General features: G+C 41.6%; 19 protein-coding genes and 1 other RNA gene. 5 read left to right on the forward strand and 15 right to left on the reverse strand.

Features of this window, described 5'->3' with window-relative positions:
• Positions 1–4: 4 nt before the first annotated feature.
• A complete protein-coding gene (gene uvrB / locus K300_RS0106080) occupies positions 5–1978 on the reverse strand; it encodes an excinuclease ABC subunit UvrB (RefSeq protein ID WP_022850780.1) in 1974 nt (657 codons plus the stop codon).
• A gap of 140 nt (positions 1979–2118) precedes the next feature.
• On the opposite strand from uvrB, the gene K300_RS0106085 reads away from it, so the two are divergent.
• Positions 2119–2367 (forward strand): FmdB family zinc ribbon protein, encoded by a 249-nt coding sequence (locus K300_RS0106085; protein ID WP_022850781.1) that lies wholly within the window; start codon positions 2119–2121, stop codon positions 2365–2367.
• Between the two features lie 90 nt (positions 2368–2457).
• Here the strand turns inward: K300_RS0106085 and K300_RS16070 are convergent, their stop codons facing one another.
• The gene (locus K300_RS16070) at positions 2458–2883 is read right to left on the reverse strand and encodes a bacteriohemerythrin (protein WP_022850782.1); all 426 of its coding nucleotides are present in this window, start codon (positions 2881–2883) and stop codon (positions 2458–2460) included.
• 293 nt (positions 2884–3176) lie between these two features.
• Between K300_RS16070 and smpB the strand changes: the two genes are divergently transcribed.
• Positions 3177–3626: an SsrA-binding protein SmpB gene (gene smpB, locus K300_RS0106095; RefSeq protein ID WP_022850783.1), complete on the forward strand. Its 450-nt coding sequence runs from the start codon at positions 3177–3179 to the stop codon at positions 3624–3626.
• An 80-nt stretch (positions 3627–3706) separates the two neighbouring features.
• Positions 3707–4058: a transfer-messenger RNA gene (ssrA, locus tag K300_RS16520) on the forward strand.
• Between the two features lie 166 nt (positions 4059–4224).
• On the opposite strand, the gene K300_RS0106100 is transcribed toward ssrA, so the two are convergent.
• The 10 genes from K300_RS0106100 to K300_RS16525 form a co-directional block, all read right to left on the reverse strand.
• Complete coding sequence (locus tag K300_RS0106100; protein ID WP_022850784.1) at positions 4225–5247, reverse strand: DNA cytosine methyltransferase; 1023 nt, start codon at positions 5245–5247, stop codon at positions 4225–4227.
• Positions 5248–5254: 7 nt separating this feature from the next.
• Entirely contained in the window at positions 5255–6097 is an 843-nt protein-coding gene (locus K300_RS0106105) for an NgoPII family restriction endonuclease (RefSeq protein WP_022850785.1), read from the reverse strand.
• 78 nt (positions 6098–6175) lie between these two features.
• A complete protein-coding gene (locus tag K300_RS0106110) occupies positions 6176–6532 on the reverse strand; it encodes a helix-turn-helix domain-containing protein (protein WP_022850786.1) in 357 nt (118 codons plus the stop codon).
• 13 nt (positions 6533–6545) lie between these two features.
• Complete coding sequence (locus tag K300_RS0106115; protein ID WP_022850787.1) at positions 6546–7508, reverse strand: hypothetical protein; 963 nt, start codon at positions 7506–7508, stop codon at positions 6546–6548.
• A gap of 157 nt (positions 7509–7665) precedes the next feature.
• Complete coding sequence (locus K300_RS0106120) at positions 7666–8067, reverse strand: hypothetical protein (RefSeq protein WP_022850788.1); 402 nt, start codon at positions 8065–8067, stop codon at positions 7666–7668.
• A 37-nt stretch (positions 8068–8104) separates the two neighbouring features.
• Positions 8105–8470 (reverse strand): hypothetical protein, encoded by a 366-nt coding sequence (locus tag K300_RS0106125; RefSeq protein ID WP_022850789.1) that lies wholly within the window; start codon positions 8468–8470, stop codon positions 8105–8107.
• Positions 8471–8628: 158 nt separating this feature from the next.
• The gene (locus K300_RS0106135; RefSeq protein ID WP_022850791.1) at positions 8629–9327 is read right to left on the reverse strand and encodes a hypothetical protein; all 699 of its coding nucleotides are present in this window, start codon (positions 9325–9327) and stop codon (positions 8629–8631) included.
• Positions 9328–9444: 117 nt separating this feature from the next.
• Positions 9445–11532, reverse strand: a complete 2088-nt coding sequence (locus K300_RS0106140; RefSeq protein WP_022850792.1) for a hypothetical protein — start codon at positions 11530–11532, stop codon at positions 9445–9447.
• 17 nt (positions 11533–11549) lie between these two features.
• Entirely contained in the window at positions 11550–11837 is a 288-nt protein-coding gene (locus K300_RS0106145) for a hypothetical protein (RefSeq protein WP_022850793.1), read from the reverse strand.
• A 2-nt stretch (positions 11838–11839) separates the two neighbouring features.
• Entirely contained in the window at positions 11840–12007 is a 168-nt protein-coding gene (locus K300_RS16525) for a ribbon-helix-helix domain-containing protein (protein ID WP_022850794.1), read from the reverse strand.
• Positions 12008–12250: 243 nt separating this feature from the next.
• On the opposite strand from K300_RS16525, the gene K300_RS0106155 reads away from it, so the two are divergent.
• Positions 12251–12604 (forward strand): DUF8108 domain-containing protein, encoded by a 354-nt coding sequence (locus K300_RS0106155; RefSeq protein WP_022850795.1) that lies wholly within the window; start codon positions 12251–12253, stop codon positions 12602–12604.
• 130 nt (positions 12605–12734) lie between these two features.
• Here K300_RS0106155 and K300_RS0106160 read toward each other — a convergent pair whose 3' ends face one another.
• The 3 genes from K300_RS0106160 to K300_RS0106170 all read right to left on the reverse strand — a co-directional run bounded on the left by K300_RS0106160 (position 12735) and on the right by K300_RS0106170 (position 15153).
• On the reverse strand, positions 12735–13616 hold the full coding sequence (locus K300_RS0106160) for a hypothetical protein (RefSeq protein ID WP_162139858.1): 882 nt from the start codon (positions 13614–13616) through the stop codon (positions 12735–12737).
• Between the two features lie 141 nt (positions 13617–13757).
• A complete protein-coding gene (locus tag K300_RS16700; RefSeq protein ID WP_022850797.1) occupies positions 13758–13925 on the reverse strand; it encodes a hypothetical protein in 168 nt (55 codons plus the stop codon).
• A complete protein-coding gene (locus K300_RS0106170) occupies positions 13906–15153 on the reverse strand; it encodes a site-specific integrase (protein WP_022850798.1) in 1248 nt (415 codons plus the stop codon). Before K300_RS0106170 ends, K300_RS16700 begins: the two co-directional genes overlap by 20 nt.
• Before the next feature lie 385 nt (positions 15154–15538).
• On the opposite strand from K300_RS0106170, the gene K300_RS0106175 reads away from it, so the two are divergent.
• Positions 15539–16720 (forward strand): tyrosine-type recombinase/integrase, encoded by a 1182-nt coding sequence (locus tag K300_RS0106175; protein ID WP_022850799.1) that lies wholly within the window; start codon positions 15539–15541, stop codon positions 16718–16720.

Genomic DNA, 16720 nt, shown 5'->3' on the forward strand with positions numbered 1-16720 from the left:
TATATCATTTCCTTGAGTTATATTCGAAGATCAAGTCCCGCATGCGGGCGGCCTTTTCAAACTCCAAAGCCTCTGCATATTCCTGCATCTTCTTCTTAATCTGCTCGAGATCCTTCTCCCGATCGCCGGTAAATGTTATACCATCCTCGTCGGGCAGATCAACTGTTACGTAGTCCTGCTCGTATATGCTCTCCATAATATCGGAGATCTCGTTGCGTATGCTCTCGGGCGTTATGCCATGTTCCTCGTTGTATTCAAGCTGTTTCGCCCTTCTACGCTCGGTCTCTTCCATGGCGGCTTTCATACTTCTGGTTACCTTATCCGCATAGAATATCGCACGACCGTTTACATTTCTGGCGGCACGCCCTATGGTCTGTATAAGGGACTTCTCCGAACGGAGGAAGCCCTCCCGGTCCGCATCCATAACTGCCACAAGGCTGACTTCAGGAATATCAAGCCCCTCACGAAGGAGGTTGATGCCCACAAGGACATCGAACTTCCCCATCCTGAGTTCACGGATTATCTTAACACGGTCTATGGTATCTATCTCGGAGTGGAGGTATTTTACCCGTATCCCCATCTCTTCATAGTATTTGGTAAGCTCCTCCGACATGCGTTTTGTGAGCGTTGTCACAAGTACACGCTCCCCCTTCTCCGTTATACCACGAATCTCGTTAAGAAGGTCATCCACCTGTGTACGGGCGGAACGGATCTCGATAACGGGGTCGATGAGGCCCGTGGGGCGGATTATCTGCTCGACAACTATTCCATCTGAATCCTCAAGCTCATAATCCGAAGGTGTGGCACTGACATACATGGTTGTATTCACTGCCTTCTTAAATTCTTCAAACTTAAGGGGCCTGTTGTCCAAAGCGGCGGGGAGGCGGAAGCCGTAGTCCACCAGGGTAGTTTTTCTCGCACGGTCGCCGTTATACATCCCCCTGATCTGCGGGATGGTTATATGCGACTCGTCTATGATAACGAGGGCATCCTTAGGCAAATAGCTGAGAAGTGTCGGGGGCGGATCACCTGGCTTCCTGTTCTCAAAGAAACGGGAATAGTTCTCTATTCCGTTGCAGTAGCCTGTTTCGTTAATCATCTCTATATCGAACATGGTGCGCTGGGTAAGCCTCTGGGACTCCAGAAGCATATCTCGCTCGTTGAAGTATGCGCAACGGTCAAGAAGCTCACGGCGTATATCTTCTACGGCATCCTCACGGGTCACCTTATATGTCACATAGTGGCTGTTCGGATATATGGCAAGCTTCGCCCTGTCCTTTATGGTCTGCCCCGTTACAGGATCAAACTCGGACATCCGATCCACCTCATCGCCGAAAAACTCGATGCGGTAGGCTGTGTCATCCTCATGGGCGGGGAAGATCTCCAGCACGTCACCCTTCATTCGGTATGTGCCACGGTGGAAATCATAATCGTTGCGTTCGTACTGGATCTCGATAAGCTTCTCCAGTATCTCATCAACATCCACCTCTTCGCCCGTTTCGAGCGAAACCAGCATCCCGTGGTATGCCTCGGGGGAGCCGAGACCGTATATGCATGATACGCTCGCCACAATTATTACATCACGCCTTTCCAGAAGGCTTCTTGTGGCGGAGTGGCGGAGCTTGTCTATCTCCTCATTTATGGATGAATCCTTTTCGATGAACGTATCGCTGGCGGGGACATACGCCTCGGGCTGGTAGTAGTCGTAATAGCTGACAAAATACTCCACAGCATTATCTGGGAAAAACTTCTTAAATTCTCCATAGAGCTGTGCGGCAAGGGTTTTATTATGGGCGATGATAAGGGTCGGCACGCCGAGCCTCTTAATCACGTTAGCCATTGTATAGGTTTTCCCCGAGCCAGTTACACCGAGCAGTACCTGAGAATCCGCACCGTCCTGAAAGTTGCAGACGAGGGAGTCGATGGCGGCTGGCTGATCACCGGATGGGGAGTAGTTTGAAAACAGTTTAAAATCCATAGGGATATATTGTATCCCTTTTTCAGAAAGGCTCAATGGAAAAATTTTTAACTTTTTACTTGATTTTTATCACAGCAGGTAATATTCATTTTCTTTGATGTTATTATACTGCAAAATAACAAACCCTTTCGGAGGTTGATATGCCTATATACGAATACAAGTGCTCATCCTGTGGTGAAGTTACTGAAATGATGGAAAAAATCACCAGTGACCAGAATCAGAAGGAATGCCCCAAGTGCGGCGGCGAGGCATCCAGGATTATGTCAGTAACCAGCTTTCAACTCAAGGGAGGGGGCTGGTACAATCAAGGGTATGATAATGCATCAGCATGCTCATCCAAGGACAGCTCCTCGGAGAAGTGCGCAACTTGCCCTGCGGCAAACTCATAATAGATTTTCTCTATAGGCCTCAAAACAAATATCATGATCAAAAAAGGGCGGCCAAGGCCGCCCTTCTTGTTACCTAAAGCTCTATAACAGTTAGGATATCTCTTCCATAATCTTCTTGTTTGACGACACATAATCACCAAGGATAACATCGGTTTTGGCCACATGGTGGTGGAGCCAGTCACCCATTTTCCTTTGAAATGTCAGTGGTAAAGAGACTGTGTATCCGTTTTGGGAATACATATCTTTGAGAGCGGCCAGCTCTTCATGAAAATGTTTATGCTGAGTAAAATGGAAATCCGCACCAGGGTAGCCGATCTTCTCCATAAACTCCTCTTCAGCTTTCAAGGCCTTGATTGCATGAAATTCCATAAATCGCAGCGTATTGGGAAGCTCTTCCTTCCCCTCACCGTTCTTCATCGCCTCAAGAAGACGGTACATTATAGTTACAAAGGCTTTATGTTGCCTGTCTATGAAATCAATTCCCGTTATCAGTTCCGAAGTCCACTTTATAGACATTGCTTCTCCATTAATATACTTTCTAATATTTTTTACCCTAAATCACATTCTCTTACAATAGACAAATTTTAACTTCTTTGTTCATATTCTAAAAGTTACGGAAAAATAAAAGGAACTTTTTTACGATTATTTCATGTAGTGCAATCACAATATGCGTTATGATATATTGTAGATACATGAATGTCATTGGATAACGGAATAGTGACCTATTTGTGTCATATTAGTCGAAAACTGAAATTTCCCCTTGTATTTGTTTGGAAGAGTGATACATTTTTCATTCTTGGAAAGAGATTATGGCAACTATAGCAAAAAATAAAAAAGCCTTTCATGACTATGAAATTGTGGAGAAATTCGAAGCGGGCATTGAGTTACGTGGAACCGAGGTTAAATCGATACGTAACGGCAATGTTAACCTTAAGGATTCCTTCGTTAAGTTCCTGTCAAACCAGGCTTATTTAATCAACTGTCACATATCGGAATATTCCCAGGGGAATATTGCAAACCATGAGCCCACCCGCTCTCGCAGACTCCTTATGCACAGAAAGGAGATCGATAAGCTTATGGGGAAGATGCAGGAGAAAGGGCTTTCTGTGGTTCCTCTTGCAATGTACTTCAACGGTCGCAACCTGATAAAGGTAGAGATTGCGCTGGCGAAGGGTAAAAAGGTTCATGATAAGCGCAGGTCGATGCGTGAGAAGGATATGAACCGGGAGATGGAGCGGGCGCTCAAGAACCGCATGTGACACTTGTTTAAATTGAACAATGTAATATATTTATCTTTCACAGATATATAGATGTTTAAAAGCAGAATATAGAGTTATAAGGGGGCGAACTGGTTTCGACGGGGAAGCCGTAGGAATTAGGAGCATGCCGAGGCCCGGGACCTCGTAATAACCTGGACAAATGTAATTGCAAACGACGAATTTGCACTCGCTGCTGCATAAATAGTGGCGACGCTCGAAGCTTTGCCTGCCTGCGGCATTTCTTAGAGCGCCAAACAAAGCAGGCCAAGCTGTGCGGAGTGTTCCGTCCGCACGGTCTGAAACTAAGGAACTTACCTGCGGAACGGATTGTCTATGGCCAATTTCGCAGGGAAACTCAATCATAGACTAAGCATGTAGGGCCTTTTGCTGAAAGTTCTCCGGACGCGGGTTCGATTCCCGCCGCCTCCATTTTTAAACTTATTATTTAGCAATAAGTTACAGTGTATAAAAATCTGCGTGTCACCAAAACGCCACTAAAATTATTTTTATGTCACTGTTTTTCTGATGCTGAGTAAAAGAAGTTTGCAAGAAAAAAGCCGCCCAGAAATGAGGCGGCTTTTGCATTTATAGAGTTTGTTTAAATTGCTCTGCTTAGTTCAGCATCTTCAATACTGCAATGCTGTTTAATCTGGTCATGTATAGACGTTGCAAGTGCTGATGCAAGGTTACAAGGAACAGCGTTACCAACCATTTTATAACCAGCCATTACGCTATTGTAATAGAAAACGTGATTGTCTGGGAATGTTTGTATTCTTGCACATTCTCTGACTGACAGTCTTCTATAAAGGTGCTCTTTGCCCTTTACAAAAATTCTTTCATCTTTACCCACTGAAATCATTTCAGGTGCTTGTGGGTGAATAGGGGCGTGTCTACCGCCTGCCTGAATAGTAAAAGAAATATCATCCCAGCTTCTTACACGGTTTCTTGACATGTATATTGTTGAAAATCCACCAGTTAGGTACTCATGGTTAGGCAATGCACATGCTGAACCGTTGGTATAATTTTTTGGTTTTGCTGGCATCACATTGTCTGCAAGGTCTGAGATTGCATCTTTTAATAGCACTCGCTCTTGATGAGGTTCTGGGAACTGAAAAGAAAAACCTAAGTCTTTGCGTATTCCAATAAAAAAAACACGCTTTCTGTCTTGTGGTACTCCAAAGTCAGCCGCATTCAATAGTTTGAATGACAGATTGTAGCCACAGTCTATAAACATCTTTTTTATGTTAGTTATTGCCTCCGAGTGCCTGCCTGCAAGCATTCCTGACACATTCTCTGCAAGAAAAAACAAAGGTTGTTTTTCTTTAATAATTCTTATGAAATCAAAGAAAAGTTGACCTCTTTTGTCATTTATGCCCCTCAATGCTCCAGCCTCGCTCCAGCTTTGACATGGCGGGCCGCCTATAATTCCGTGACAATCGGGAATTTCACTTGTGCTGATGTCAGTTATAGAACGTCTTTCAAGGTGTGAGTGAGGAAAATTCTTTTCATAAGTTTCCCATATTTCCTTGTCATACTCGTTTGCCCAGACAACATTAAACCCTGCATTCTCAAAGCCTCTGTCTAAGCCACCAGCACCACTAAATAATGAAACTAACTTCATGCTAACCTCATCTTGTAAAAGTTATAAGTTTGCAATCAACAAGCTGAACAGGGTTATTAGGGTTCTTGATTTTAATGTCATGAACACTAATTCCTTGTATACTGTTTATTTGTTGTTTGTCAGAGTCTGGGAATGACTCAAACTTTGTTGTCTTCATGAGTACAATAAGCTCAAAATCAGACTCTTGTAATGATGTAATTTGATTAATATAATTAAATACTCTGTTCGGGTGTAGTATATGCCACATTCCCCTAACTCTAAGGTCTGTAATTTCCAGAGGGTCAACACCTTTGACTTTGCCCAGCTCCTTAGTGTCAGTAAAGCTAATGCCTTCTATGACATTCACACCACTTGAAATAGCGTGCTTTATACGCTCATAAATTTCTCTGTCTGCGGCGTAACAATCACCGTACACCATCCAAAGAGAATGCAACTTGCTGTCTTTAAGATTGCCTACTGCATAAATGATGTCTTTAACCGTCCAGTTTTCACAATCCTTGCAAGCCTGTATGATTTTGTCATCATCGCTGTAAAGCCTCGCTTTTGGGTAAGAACTATTTAATGCAATCGCTGAGTTTTTGCCCTCAATTTTCTTGACCTCTATTGCATCGCTACCTTTAAGGATTAAGTCAGGAGGGTTATTTTGATTCCCTTGGTATGAAAAAATCTGTTCAAACATTGTGAGCTTTGTTTGCTCATCTTCAATGTCAAATGTTCCTGCAAAAGCATTTTGTATAAATAGCTCTAATGCTTTCCCTACGTTATTGATTCTATTACGTCCTGAAAAATCTTCTTGAATTTCAGATTGTGTTAATTCTGCAATATTCTTAATGGCTTGCAATATATTCATGATTGCCCCTAAGTCTTCTATTAAAATGCAAAATACACCAAATAGGGCAATAACTCAATAGCTGTTGCTGAGTCAGCTTTAAACTACCGCAAGCTTTGTGTTTGTTCTGCCTTCAATCCATGAATCAAGAGCCTTTTTCTTAAACATCAGCCTGCCTGAACTTGTCTTAACAAAATCACGCATGAAAACCAGCTTTTTGTCATTTACTAAGTTTCTGACATGCTGAGGTGTGACTTTCAAATATTCCGCCGCTTCGTTTGTGTTCAGAAAACCTGAATCCTGCTTTTTCTCTTTCTTGTCTGCAAGCTCTTGTTTAAGTCGTTTATTCTCCTCTCTGAGCCTTTCAATCTCTCTGCTGACATCCTCAGTTGCTATAATTTCGTTGGTCTTTCCGTTTGATGTAATTCTGATGTATTTTGTTACTACTTCGTACATAATTTAAACCTCTCTAAGCTGTTATTTGACGCTTGTAGCGTCTTGTTTTGTCCTTCTGTGGGTGAGTGCTTGAAATGATGCTGTCAAAGCGTTTCAGAGCCTCTGAGCGGTCAAAAGGAATGCCCGCCGCTTCATATGCAGACTTGACGTTTTCAACCTCATTAGCAACACGGCTGTATATGGTGTCCTCTACGTCTGCAAGTGTTCTGTGTCTTAATGGTTTTGAGGAAACTTTCAGCGTGCCTTTTGGGTTGATGCTTGCTTTCAGTTTCTTGATGTCTCTCTGGGTGTCTGTGATGTTGCCAAGCAGTTTTAGTGCTACATGTTCCGTCTTGATTCTTTCTTCATCATGTCGTTGTATGTAGTCCTTAAAAAGCCTCAGCTCTGTTCTATAGACAGGATTGTCTATGTCGGCGTACTCATGCGGGTAATACGCCGTCTTTCGCTCATCTATGAGCTGTTTTGTTTTGTTGTACCTCACCAGCTCCCAGCCGTTCGCCTTTACATAATAACTGCTGGGTGTGTCTCCGTTCTCCCATTGGCTGAATGTCAGCTTTGTAGTTGACGGCTTGATGCTCTTAATCGTCTTCTTAAACGGTCTAATTTTCCCTTTCTGCCAGTCTATGAAGTATTCAACCTTGTTCACCCTGTATACGGTCTCGAATACGCTTTCTAAGACTGGGAATGCTTTTAAAAGGCATTCGTGTATATGTTCGGCGTACTCTTCCGCTGTGGTCAATTTAAGCCGTCTGGTGAGGCATGAAAACAGGCTTAATGTGAATTGTGTCGGTGTTCCGTTCTGCCTGTATTCCATGTCCTCATTGAACCTCGCACCCGCTACACCTACACAGTCCAGTTCAAAGTATTCAATAATGCTTTTATGGAATCTGTCATAGGTTTCTACTGGTGTTAGTCCCTTCTGTTTTAATGTAATAGACAAAGTTATATGGTCTATTCCATAGCCTATAACCTCCATGCTAACCCCTAATTTTAGTGTGTTAAAAAAGTGTTAATTTTTGTCAAGTTTGAAAATGCTGTAACTGATTGGATTTATTGATTAATAGTGTGTTTTACTGGGTTTGTCTCTCCCCCCTTGTTACATACAAGCAAATAGGCGGGTTTCCCCGCCTGTTTTAATGCTTTGTCAGCTCATATTTTACTGTAGGTTCATTCTGAAATTTGAATGTCTCCTCTTCAATGTCCGTCATAACAGGCAAGCCCTGTTCAGCTCTTCTGGTGTTCTCTTCCACAATGAGTTCATCAAGCCTCTTGTTGATTTGCTCTTGCAGTTTAGAAACTCCCCTGTCTGCTTGTGCGTCTTTCTCTTCTCTCTCTGCATTAATAAGCTCTTTGTGAGTTCTAAGCATGTTCACCAGCTTATACGCATATTCAAAAGAAAAGTTGCCTGCACACGCTTCTTTAATCGCCTTTGCTGAGGCTCTTCTAACCTGTTCCAATGTAGAAAGTTGTCCTATTTTCAGGGTGTTTTTAAAATCCCTTTTAGCATCAGACACTTTCTCTGATTTTTTTGTCATGTTTCCCCCATAATAAATAATAATAAATTTGAAATGTTTAGTCTTTTTCAGGCATGTAAGGCGGTGCTGACTGTCTCAATGCGGCTAATGTTTCCACAAGTCCGTCAATAGGTGTCTTGTCTACTGCATTAGAATTTACAACAACGTCCTGAACCGTCTTCACTACGTCCAAAGCCCGCTTGATGTCTGACATGTTCTTACTGTCTGTAATAACCCGTCTTGCCTTCATCAAAGCTATGCTGTTTAAGCTGTTAATGTCATCAAGCTGTTTCTGTCTTTGTGTCTCTTTTGCCTGCTTATGTTGTGCGTTCTCTGTATAGCCTTGTATTAGCTCTTTCAGAGTAACATCTACATACTGACCGTTTATGACTATGCGGTGTTTCTCAGGCTGGGCATGGCTCATGTTTCGCCTCTTTGAACATGTCATCTAACGCAAAGAACTGTTCTAAGGCATTGGCATATTCTTCAAACTGTTCAGGTGTAAACCTTCCAGCATGTATACCTTGCATGAACTCTAACGATGCCTCACAACAAAGCATTATGTATTCAGCGTATGACATATTAAGCATATTTAGCCGCCTCTCTCAGCTCCTCAGCCTTTTCAGGCATGAGCCTAACAAGTTTTCCCTGCATGGTCAGGTTGTGTGACTCTTTCTTGAATGGGTTGCCTTTGTATTTGAGGTAATCCATTATTTCTTTGCGGTCTACCGGGCTGATTTGTTTATTTACCTGATTAGTTATTCTGGTTTCCGCCCGGCTGTTAGATTCCTGCTTATTGAACAGGATTGATGTTTCAGGGTCTGCTTTCATCTCTTCCAGCCTTGTTGTTAGCAGTTTGCCTTTAGAAGTCACAAAATAGTTACCTTCACTGTCAGACTGAAAATTGATGCCGTCTTTATTGAGGATTGTTTTAATCAGCCCTCTTGCATTCGTTCCTGTCTGGGCGGCGGCTTTCTCCACCTCTTTTTCAAGTGCAATGTGTTTTAACTCTTCTACGGCTTCACTGCGTACTTTTTCCGCCTGTTGTGCAAGTCTTGCTGTTGTGTCATCAAGAGAATTGATTTTAAACATTAGGTCTTTTTCCATCTTTGAACCGTGTTGACCGTCCTGTCTGATGCTGTCTAGCATCTCTTGTAAAGTTGCCTGTTTGGCTCTTACTATTTCCATGTCGTTTTCAAGTTTGGTCAGCCTCTCAAGGTCTGACAGTATTTCTGGTCTTTGCAGTTTGCCTGCTATTATGACAAGTGTTCTTGTCTTCATGATTGAACCTCCTAAGTTCATATTTTTTGATTTTAAGCCACTTAGATTTATTGCTAAGGTGTTTCCCTTCTAAGAAATGCAAAAGCCCGTCAGAATCGAAATGACGGGCTTAAAATGCTATGTATAGTTCTTTATGGTCTGCCTGATTGTTCCATTCTGGGAAATGTCGCTGTTCACTATGTCAATGACTGACTGTTTAAGCTGTGGAAGTGCCTTCATTACGCCTTGTTCATCACCGCCGTTTATGGTGATGTTTTGCACAATGGAAGTTCCGCCGTTATTGCCCAGAAATGCTTTAAGGTCTTGGTTGGTCTTTGCGTCTACCACTCTTTCGCCTTTGTCCAGTAACCATGTCCCCTCGCTGGGAATCTCTGTTATACCGCTGTGAGCCATACCGGAAAGCTCGCCTGCCGCCAAGGATGCACCCAGACCGCCAAAGAAACCAGCACCAGCAAAAGCACCTGTTGATGCTATTTGTTCAGCCATTGCAGATTGGTTGTAAAGACTCGCTTTAACAGGGTCTACAATCGCAAGAGCCGCCGCTTTATACACGCCTGCTAAGTATTGGTGGTAATAACCCTCTATGGTCAGGTTTATAGCTTTGGTTATAGCCATCATTCTAACTGACTGCACAATGCCTTTAAGCATCTCGCCTAAGTTCAGTTTGCCTGTTGAAATAGCGTCATTGATTCCGTTTGCAAGCTCATTGCCTATTGTGTCAAAGACAGCCTTAATCATGCCTGCTTTGGCTTCTAAGCTCTGTTGAAATGTGTCAAACTCTGCCTTTGTTTCTGACATTTCCTGTCTGGCTTTCGCAAGAGCTGTTGCGGCTTCTTTCCACTCGTCAGCCATCCCCTGTACTGCTGTATTACCTTCAAAGCCTGCCAGCATACTTTCATACTGGGTATTGATGTTGTTCATCTCTTGCGTGTAATCGTCCTGACCTAAGTTTTTAAGTTCTAGTCTGACATCTGCTACACGCTCTTTGAGCCTGTCAAGGTGCGTCTGTAGCTTTTGAGTTACTGAATCCCCAGAGCCGTTGTCTGTTACTTGCAGATTAAAGCCTGAGCCTCCGCCTTTAGGGTTGTAGTTCCCTGTGGCTAGGTCATACCAGAGCTTGTTTTTCTCCATAAGCTCTTTGATTCTCTGGTCAGTCTCATTGATGAGGGGCTGTAACTGCTTGTTTTGCTCTTCTATGATTTTGCCGTTTGTGTCCGCCGCTTTCTGTGTCAGACTGTTTGTCATGGCAATAGTCATATTCAGCATTCTTTCAATAGTTCCCTTCATCTGGTCTGGTGCTGTGGCTCTCAGGTCAAAGAGTATACTTGACATCTTGTTTGACAGTGTAGCCAGTGACATTAAAATGCTTTGTTTCATGTAATCAAATACATGTGTTACGTCAAAAGCCAGCTTATTGAAATAGAGCCTTAGTTGAATAAAGATTGCCTGCCAGCCTGCTAAGGCTACTTTACCCAGAGCAGTAAGCCTTAAAGCCCACTGACTCAGCTTTGTTTTCATGTCTTCCCAGCCAGCTTTAAGCCTTTGTATTCCGTCATAGGCTGTTGACTGCTCAGTGTTCAAAGCTCCCATTTTCCCTTTCATCTGGTCAATGGCGGCTGAAACTAAAACCTGCTTTTTTTCAACCTCTGTTAAGGCTCTTCCGTATTCCTGAGTTTTTGCATTAATGACACTCTGGGCATCTATGATTATGCCCGCATCATCAAGCATCAGTGTTGAGCCTCTGGCTAATCCTGTCATGATTGTTTGTGTTAGCTGGTTAAAGTCTCTACCTGTGGCTTTGGCGTATTTCTGCAAATACTCCATAGTGACAGTAACGTCCTTAAAGTCCATTCCTGACATCATGGCTTGTGTTGAAAGGGTCATTGCTCTTACTTCGCTTAAATAGCCGTTAGTAGACGTTTTAAGCTGTGTAATCATGTTTTCTGCATCCTTACCCATGTTAGCGGCTAAGTTAGAAAACACCTCTTTAACATCAAGAGATTTTGCCCCTTCCTCTACGGCATCTATGCCTTGCTTTACTGCTGAGGCTATGCCGTTATAAATGTTCTTCCCCAGCTCTATAGACTGGTTAATGCGTACGCTTTCTTGGTAGAAATTGTACAATCCCTTTTTTGCCCTGCTTAAATTTGAATGAAAGTTAGATGAATCAAGGCGAAGGGAAACGCTTAGATTGCCTAAGCTCATAAGCTCCCCCTGTTATGTTACTGTTTAGCTTCTTGTGTCTGAGGGTCTATGCCCTGAGCTATAAGCATTAATGCTGTAAGCACTCCGAAGTCCTGTTGTTTAAGCACCTCAACTGGGATTGTGGTTAGCTCTCCCAGAGCATCAATCATTTTTTCAAACTGTTCTCTGTCTGACAGCGTGCTTGTTTCATCATCCAGAAAACCGCCGATGAATTGCCGAGCGGAAACTCCCTTTACTTCGTACTCTTTGCCGTCCAGTGTTACTTTCTGAACCTTCTTGAATTTGTCAAGATTTACTGCTTTCATGGTTAATCCTCCATTTTTGTTTTTTGCATTTTAGCTTTTCTTGTCTGTCTGATTGCCTGCTTGATTATGTGTGTTACATAATTACTGCGGCTTCTGCCTTCTTTGCTTGCCATCTCGTCAAGCTCTTTGACTACGTTGTCAGAAATGTAAATATTGATTACTCTCTGCACTTTGAACCCTCCTGTATGACTTATTTCTGTTGTATTTCTGGTTGTGTAAGTTCAAATAAAAAAAGCCGTCAGCGGCATTACACCACCAACGGCTTTAGGGTTTAGCATGAACTTAGGGTTAGGAATCACACCAAACTTGACATTTTATAGGTCATTTAGTCTTAACTATATAATAACTTGTGAAAAAATATTGAATTCACTTAAGGTTTATTGTATTTACATTAAAAACTTATGAGGTGTAAAATGGAAATTTTAATATTTTTAGCAGTGGTGCTTGTTTTGTCACTTATAATATTGAAAATTTCAGACAAAATAAGTGACAAGAAACACAAAAAAGCCTTAAGTTCCCATCAAACCATTGAAGAAAGGCTGGCGTATTACAACCGCAATGGCTGGACTGTTCATAACGAATCAGATGAAAGAATATATTTAATTAGAAAAAAGGAATTTAGCTTCTTTTGGGGGTTGCTGTGGTTTTTATTTTTTGGAATAGGCTTTATAGTCTACCTGATTTATTATTTTTCTAAATCAGATGAAACATTCACATTTAATAAGAAAGCGTTTCTTGAAAAAAGAAATATTTCAAAAAATTTTTAATATTCCCCTATATATGTATAATTGCAAAATGCCCTGTCACTTGTCTAGGTTTTCGACTAACAGGGCACTTAAAATATTGCTAATACTGAGAAAAAAAATTTTTGCTTTTTGTCGCTCAAATGGACAGAATTTACACTTTTATGGGTCTAGTACATGCAGTCAAGTCATGATGCACGGTGTCCCAAGGTTGATGCTTGAGATTGAGAAAAAACATGTCCTTTGTTGACTTCTCTTTTTCAAAAATCGGAATGCCAGACAGCAATGTATAAAAATGCCTCGACTCTTCAAATGTTCTACGCTCTATGCCTTGAGCATCCGCTTGACGCTTCAACCTCTTAACTGACGCTTCCGTCAAACACAACACCATACACTCTGTCTGGGTGTTGGCTCTTCCTGTAGCTATTCTCTTCGCCAGCTCTTCCCAAGGTTCATAAGCAAGTGCATACAATTCAATGCCAAACAACTCATTTAACTCCAAGCGTGGCTTCACGGTGGTAAACACAAGAAAATCATTACCTTTGGTCAGAGTTCTATATGTTCCGCCTTGCTCTCTCATAGTCTTCATCAGTCGCTTTGCAACAACTTCCCCGTTGCACCTGAACATGAGCTTTAACCTGTGGCTCGGTGCAACTTTATACTGAACCTTTGGGTCTTGACCTGCTATGTCAAAAAGCAATGACTCTCTGCCGTAACCGTCATTCTCACCATACTGCTCAAAGTCATCGTCTGATGTTTCCATAACGCCATTAAGTATTTTACCAGAACTTGACTTGATTCTTCTGGTGTATTCTCTGATTTTGTATTTGCAATACTTTTCAATTATTCCGCCATAAAATGTGTCAAAACTTGCTTTGTTTTCTTCGTGTTCGTAATAGTCGCCAACAGCTTGTGCAAGCAGAATTAAAAACGCTTGCTTCATGTCCTCAACGTCCACTGGTATTTCGCCAAAGTCTTTAAGTCTGGCTCTTACCTGCTTTTCAACAAGGTGTTCATGCTCTTTAATCTTCTGCATAAAATCAGTCATAGCATACCCTAAAATAACCATTCTTTTCTTTCGTAATATTTATTAACACACGTCTACCACTTGGGCGGTATATTTCAGCTATATAAAACAGACAGCATTCTTTCCGCTGTCTGCTTTATAAGACCGAAATTAAGGCTTAATGACAAGTGCTTGGTGGTCACAGAGCAATATATATTCTCCTGTCTCTTTGTTGTACATAACACGCTCTAAAGCTCTCTCTGGGGCTTGTGTGATGTCCACCACTTCTTTGTTGTCTACTACACTGTGGTCAAATGGGTTAGTTACTTGAATCTGCATCTTTAATGCCTCCTTTTATTAAATCACTGCTTTTGCAGTTTGTTTCTTCATCTAAGTAGGTTTCAAGATTTGAACGCTTAGAATAGCCTTTGTGGTATTTAATATATGCTTTTGTAGTTATACCAGTGTTAGCATGTCCAAGTCTTTTTGCTATGTCATGCAGATTGTCTTCTGCAATTAATGCAAGTACGGCATGAGTATGTCTTAACTGTTTCATGTCTCTGTATGCAATTTTCAGCTTTTTTAATGTCGGTCTCCATATGCCGTTTATTACTGGTCTATTTCTGTTAAATGGTCTGCCAGTTCTGGGGTTTGGGAATATGTATTCACTTGCCATTAATGAAATTGCTTTCTGTCTTTGTATATAGGGCTTTAAAGGCTCTAAAACTGGGACTTCTCTTATGCTTTCAATAGTTTTAGGTGTGCTTTCTTTCCCCTCAACTATGTTTTTATTTATGTAGTAAGCCCACTCGTCACCATCACAAGAAAGGTTTTCCCACTTAGCGGCCATTGCCTCGCCTATTCTGCAACCTGTATAAACAACAAACGCAATATAGCCAGCATGTTCAGGGTGATGTTCTCTCAAATAAGCTAATATTTTAAGCACTTCATCCCTTGTAAACGGTTGCATCTCTGGCTTAGGGAATTTTGGGTTTCTAACTCTGTCTGCTGGGTTGCTGTCAATAACTTCATCTTCAAAAGCCATTTCAAAAGCCTGACGCATCGGTGTGAGAAGGTTATTTACAGACTTCTTGCCTACTGTCATTAATAGCTGGGTGATGTATTCCTGAATATGTGACTTCTTGATGTCACGCATTTTCATTTTATAGAAAGCGGCTGTTTCAAGTCTTCTAAGCCCTGTCTTGTAGCTTTTTAATGATGAATATTTAAGTTCGCCTGACTCATGACATTCAAGGATTCTCTTTCTGTATTTCTCTGCATAGTCTTGAAAAGTAGCACCCTTGTTTACTGTGTTTCTGCCTAAAAGCTGGTTAATCTTTCCTGATTCTGGCAGGTAGTCGGTAATGTTGAAATGTTCAGTCCCATTGAGCTTGTCATGCTTGATTGCATTAATCATGGTTTCACGCAGTATGCTTGCGTGTTTTAGGTTTTCTTTCGTTGCGGGTAATCCTGTACGCACAAAGAGGCGTTCACCCTTGTAATAGAGGTTAATTTCAATCAGCTTGCTTTTTCCTCTAACTCTAAGTCCCTTTGGTAAATCTGCCATATTCAACCCTGATTAGATTCCGTGCTGTGGCTCTCGGTTCGATTCCGTTTCGTGTCACCAAATCGCCACTAATACGTCACCATATGTCACCAAATTTTCTGATGTAACATGATGAAATATTATATAAAATATTTTATAAAGCACTGTCAACATCTAATTTATTTAAATATAGCATAAGGCGTTATAATGCAATGGCTATAATTCGATTCCCGCCGCCTCCATATCATTACAATCCACACACTCCACTCATGTCTAACAAATACCACATAGACAAAGTTTTACAAGACAGTAATTACCAATATCGTCCACCAACATCCAGCGAGGTACTGTATGATTTGACAGTACTTATAACAGTATCTATAATATATTAAAAGGAGATACTGTAATGGCACTTACCGATCTAAAAATCAAAAATGCTAAATATTCAGACAAAGATTTCAGATTAGCAGATGAAAAGGCTATGTATCTCTTGATTAAGAAATCGGGGAAGTATTTCCGCCTGGATTACAAGCTACATGGGAAAAGAAAAACATATGCTATTGGAGTCTATCCGGAAACATCACTAAAAGAAGCTCGGGAAATTCGTGATGCTGCAAGAAAACTGATAAAAGAAGGGATAGATCCTGTCGAACATAGAAAAACTCTGAGGGATAGTAAATCTTTCGATAAAGCATACTCATTTGAATACATTGCTGGTGAGTGGTTCATAAAGAACAAACGTAAATGGTCTGATGATTATGCTAAAAAGAAGTGGCGTTCGATTGAAAAGAATCTTCTTCCATACATAGCAAGTAAAGACATTCGATTTCTAGAACCTCCAGAACTTCTACGAGTATTTGAAAAAATACAAAATAGAGGAGCAATTGAAACTGCCCATAGAGCAAAGGGTATTTGCAGTGAAATATTTCGTTACGCAATAGCTGTTGGAAAGGCTAAGCGAGATCCTACTCAAGACCTGAAAGGGGCGCTCATCCCAACCACCTCAAAGAATATGGCAACGATTACCGACACCAAACAGATCGGTGAGTTATTAAGAGCCATCGATGGCTATCAGGGCGAAATCATAACAAGATTTGCACTAATGTTGCTTCCACTTGTATTTGTAAGGCCAGGGGAACTAAGACATGCGGAATGGAACGAACTGGACATTAGTGAAAAAATATGGAAAATTCCTGCCGAAAAGATGAAAACCAAGCGTCCACATATTGTGCCACTTTCAAGCCAAGCAATCTCGATAATTGAAGAACTCCAGATGCACACCGGAAGATGGAAATACCTCTTTCCATCAATGCGCTCCAAGGAACGTCCAATCAGCAATAATACCATAAACGCAGCCCTAAGAAGAATGGGATACTCTAAAGATGATATGACAGGACATGGTTTTCGAGCTATGGCATCCACATCTTTATATGAAAACGGCTGGAGTGGAGACTGCATTGAGCGTCAACTTGCTCATGTTGAAAATAATACTGTTAAAGCTGCATACAATTACGCCCAACACCTCGATGAAAGGGCCCGAATGATGCAGTGGTGGGCGGATTATCTGGATAAACTGAAAGGAGTCTGA

Source organism: Limisalsivibrio acetivorans (assembly GCF_000421105.1).
GTDB classification, from domain to species: domain Bacteria; phylum Chrysiogenota; class Deferribacteres; order Deferribacterales; family Geovibrionaceae; genus Limisalsivibrio; species Limisalsivibrio acetivorans.

What these genes read in the sequence shown, in the direction of transcription:
- uvrB (WP_022850780.1), bottom strand. Translation starts at nt 1,978, where the DNA reads ATGGATTTTAAACTGTTTTCAAACTACTCCCCATCCGGTGATCAGCCA.
- K300_RS0106085 (WP_022850781.1), top strand. Translation starts at nt 2,119, where the DNA reads ATGCCTATATACGAATACAAGTGCTCATCCTGTGGTGAAGTTACTGAA.
- K300_RS16070 (WP_022850782.1), bottom strand. Translation starts at nt 2,883, where the DNA reads ATGTCTATAAAGTGGACTTCGGAACTGATAACGGGAATTGATTTCATA.
- smpB (WP_022850783.1), top strand. Translation starts at nt 3,177, where the DNA reads ATGGCAACTATAGCAAAAAATAAAAAAGCCTTTCATGACTATGAAATT.
- K300_RS0106100 (WP_022850784.1), bottom strand. Translation starts at nt 5,247, where the DNA reads ATGAAGTTAGTTTCATTATTTAGTGGTGCTGGTGGCTTAGACAGAGGC.
- K300_RS0106105 (WP_022850785.1), bottom strand. Translation starts at nt 6,097, where the DNA reads ATGAATATATTGCAAGCCATTAAGAATATTGCAGAATTAACACAATCT.
- K300_RS0106110 (WP_022850786.1), bottom strand. Translation starts at nt 6,532, where the DNA reads ATGTACGAAGTAGTAACAAAATACATCAGAATTACATCAAACGGAAAG.
- K300_RS0106115 (WP_022850787.1), bottom strand. Translation starts at nt 7,508, where the DNA reads ATGGAGGTTATAGGCTATGGAATAGACCATATAACTTTGTCTATTACA.
- K300_RS0106120 (WP_022850788.1), bottom strand. Translation starts at nt 8,067, where the DNA reads ATGACAAAAAAATCAGAGAAAGTGTCTGATGCTAAAAGGGATTTTAAA.
- K300_RS0106125 (WP_022850789.1), bottom strand. Translation starts at nt 8,470, where the DNA reads ATGAGCCATGCCCAGCCTGAGAAACACCGCATAGTCATAAACGGTCAG.
- K300_RS0106135 (WP_022850791.1), bottom strand. Translation starts at nt 9,327, where the DNA reads ATGAAGACAAGAACACTTGTCATAATAGCAGGCAAACTGCAAAGACCA.
- K300_RS0106140 (WP_022850792.1), bottom strand. Translation starts at nt 11,532, where the DNA reads ATGAGCTTAGGCAATCTAAGCGTTTCCCTTCGCCTTGATTCATCTAAC.
- K300_RS0106145 (WP_022850793.1), bottom strand. Translation starts at nt 11,837, where the DNA reads ATGAAAGCAGTAAATCTTGACAAATTCAAGAAGGTTCAGAAAGTAACA.
- K300_RS0106155 (WP_022850795.1), top strand. Translation starts at nt 12,251, where the DNA reads ATGGAAATTTTAATATTTTTAGCAGTGGTGCTTGTTTTGTCACTTATA.
- K300_RS0106160 (WP_162139858.1), bottom strand. Translation starts at nt 13,616, where the DNA reads ATGCAGAAGATTAAAGAGCATGAACACCTTGTTGAAAAGCAGGTAAGA.
- K300_RS16700 (WP_022850797.1), bottom strand. Translation starts at nt 13,925, where the DNA reads ATGCAGATTCAAGTAACTAACCCATTTGACCACAGTGTAGTAGACAAC.
- K300_RS0106170 (WP_022850798.1), bottom strand. Translation starts at nt 15,153, where the DNA reads ATGGCAGATTTACCAAAGGGACTTAGAGTTAGAGGAAAAAGCAAGCTG.
- K300_RS0106175 (WP_022850799.1), top strand. Translation starts at nt 15,539, where the DNA reads ATGGCACTTACCGATCTAAAAATCAAAAATGCTAAATATTCAGACAAA.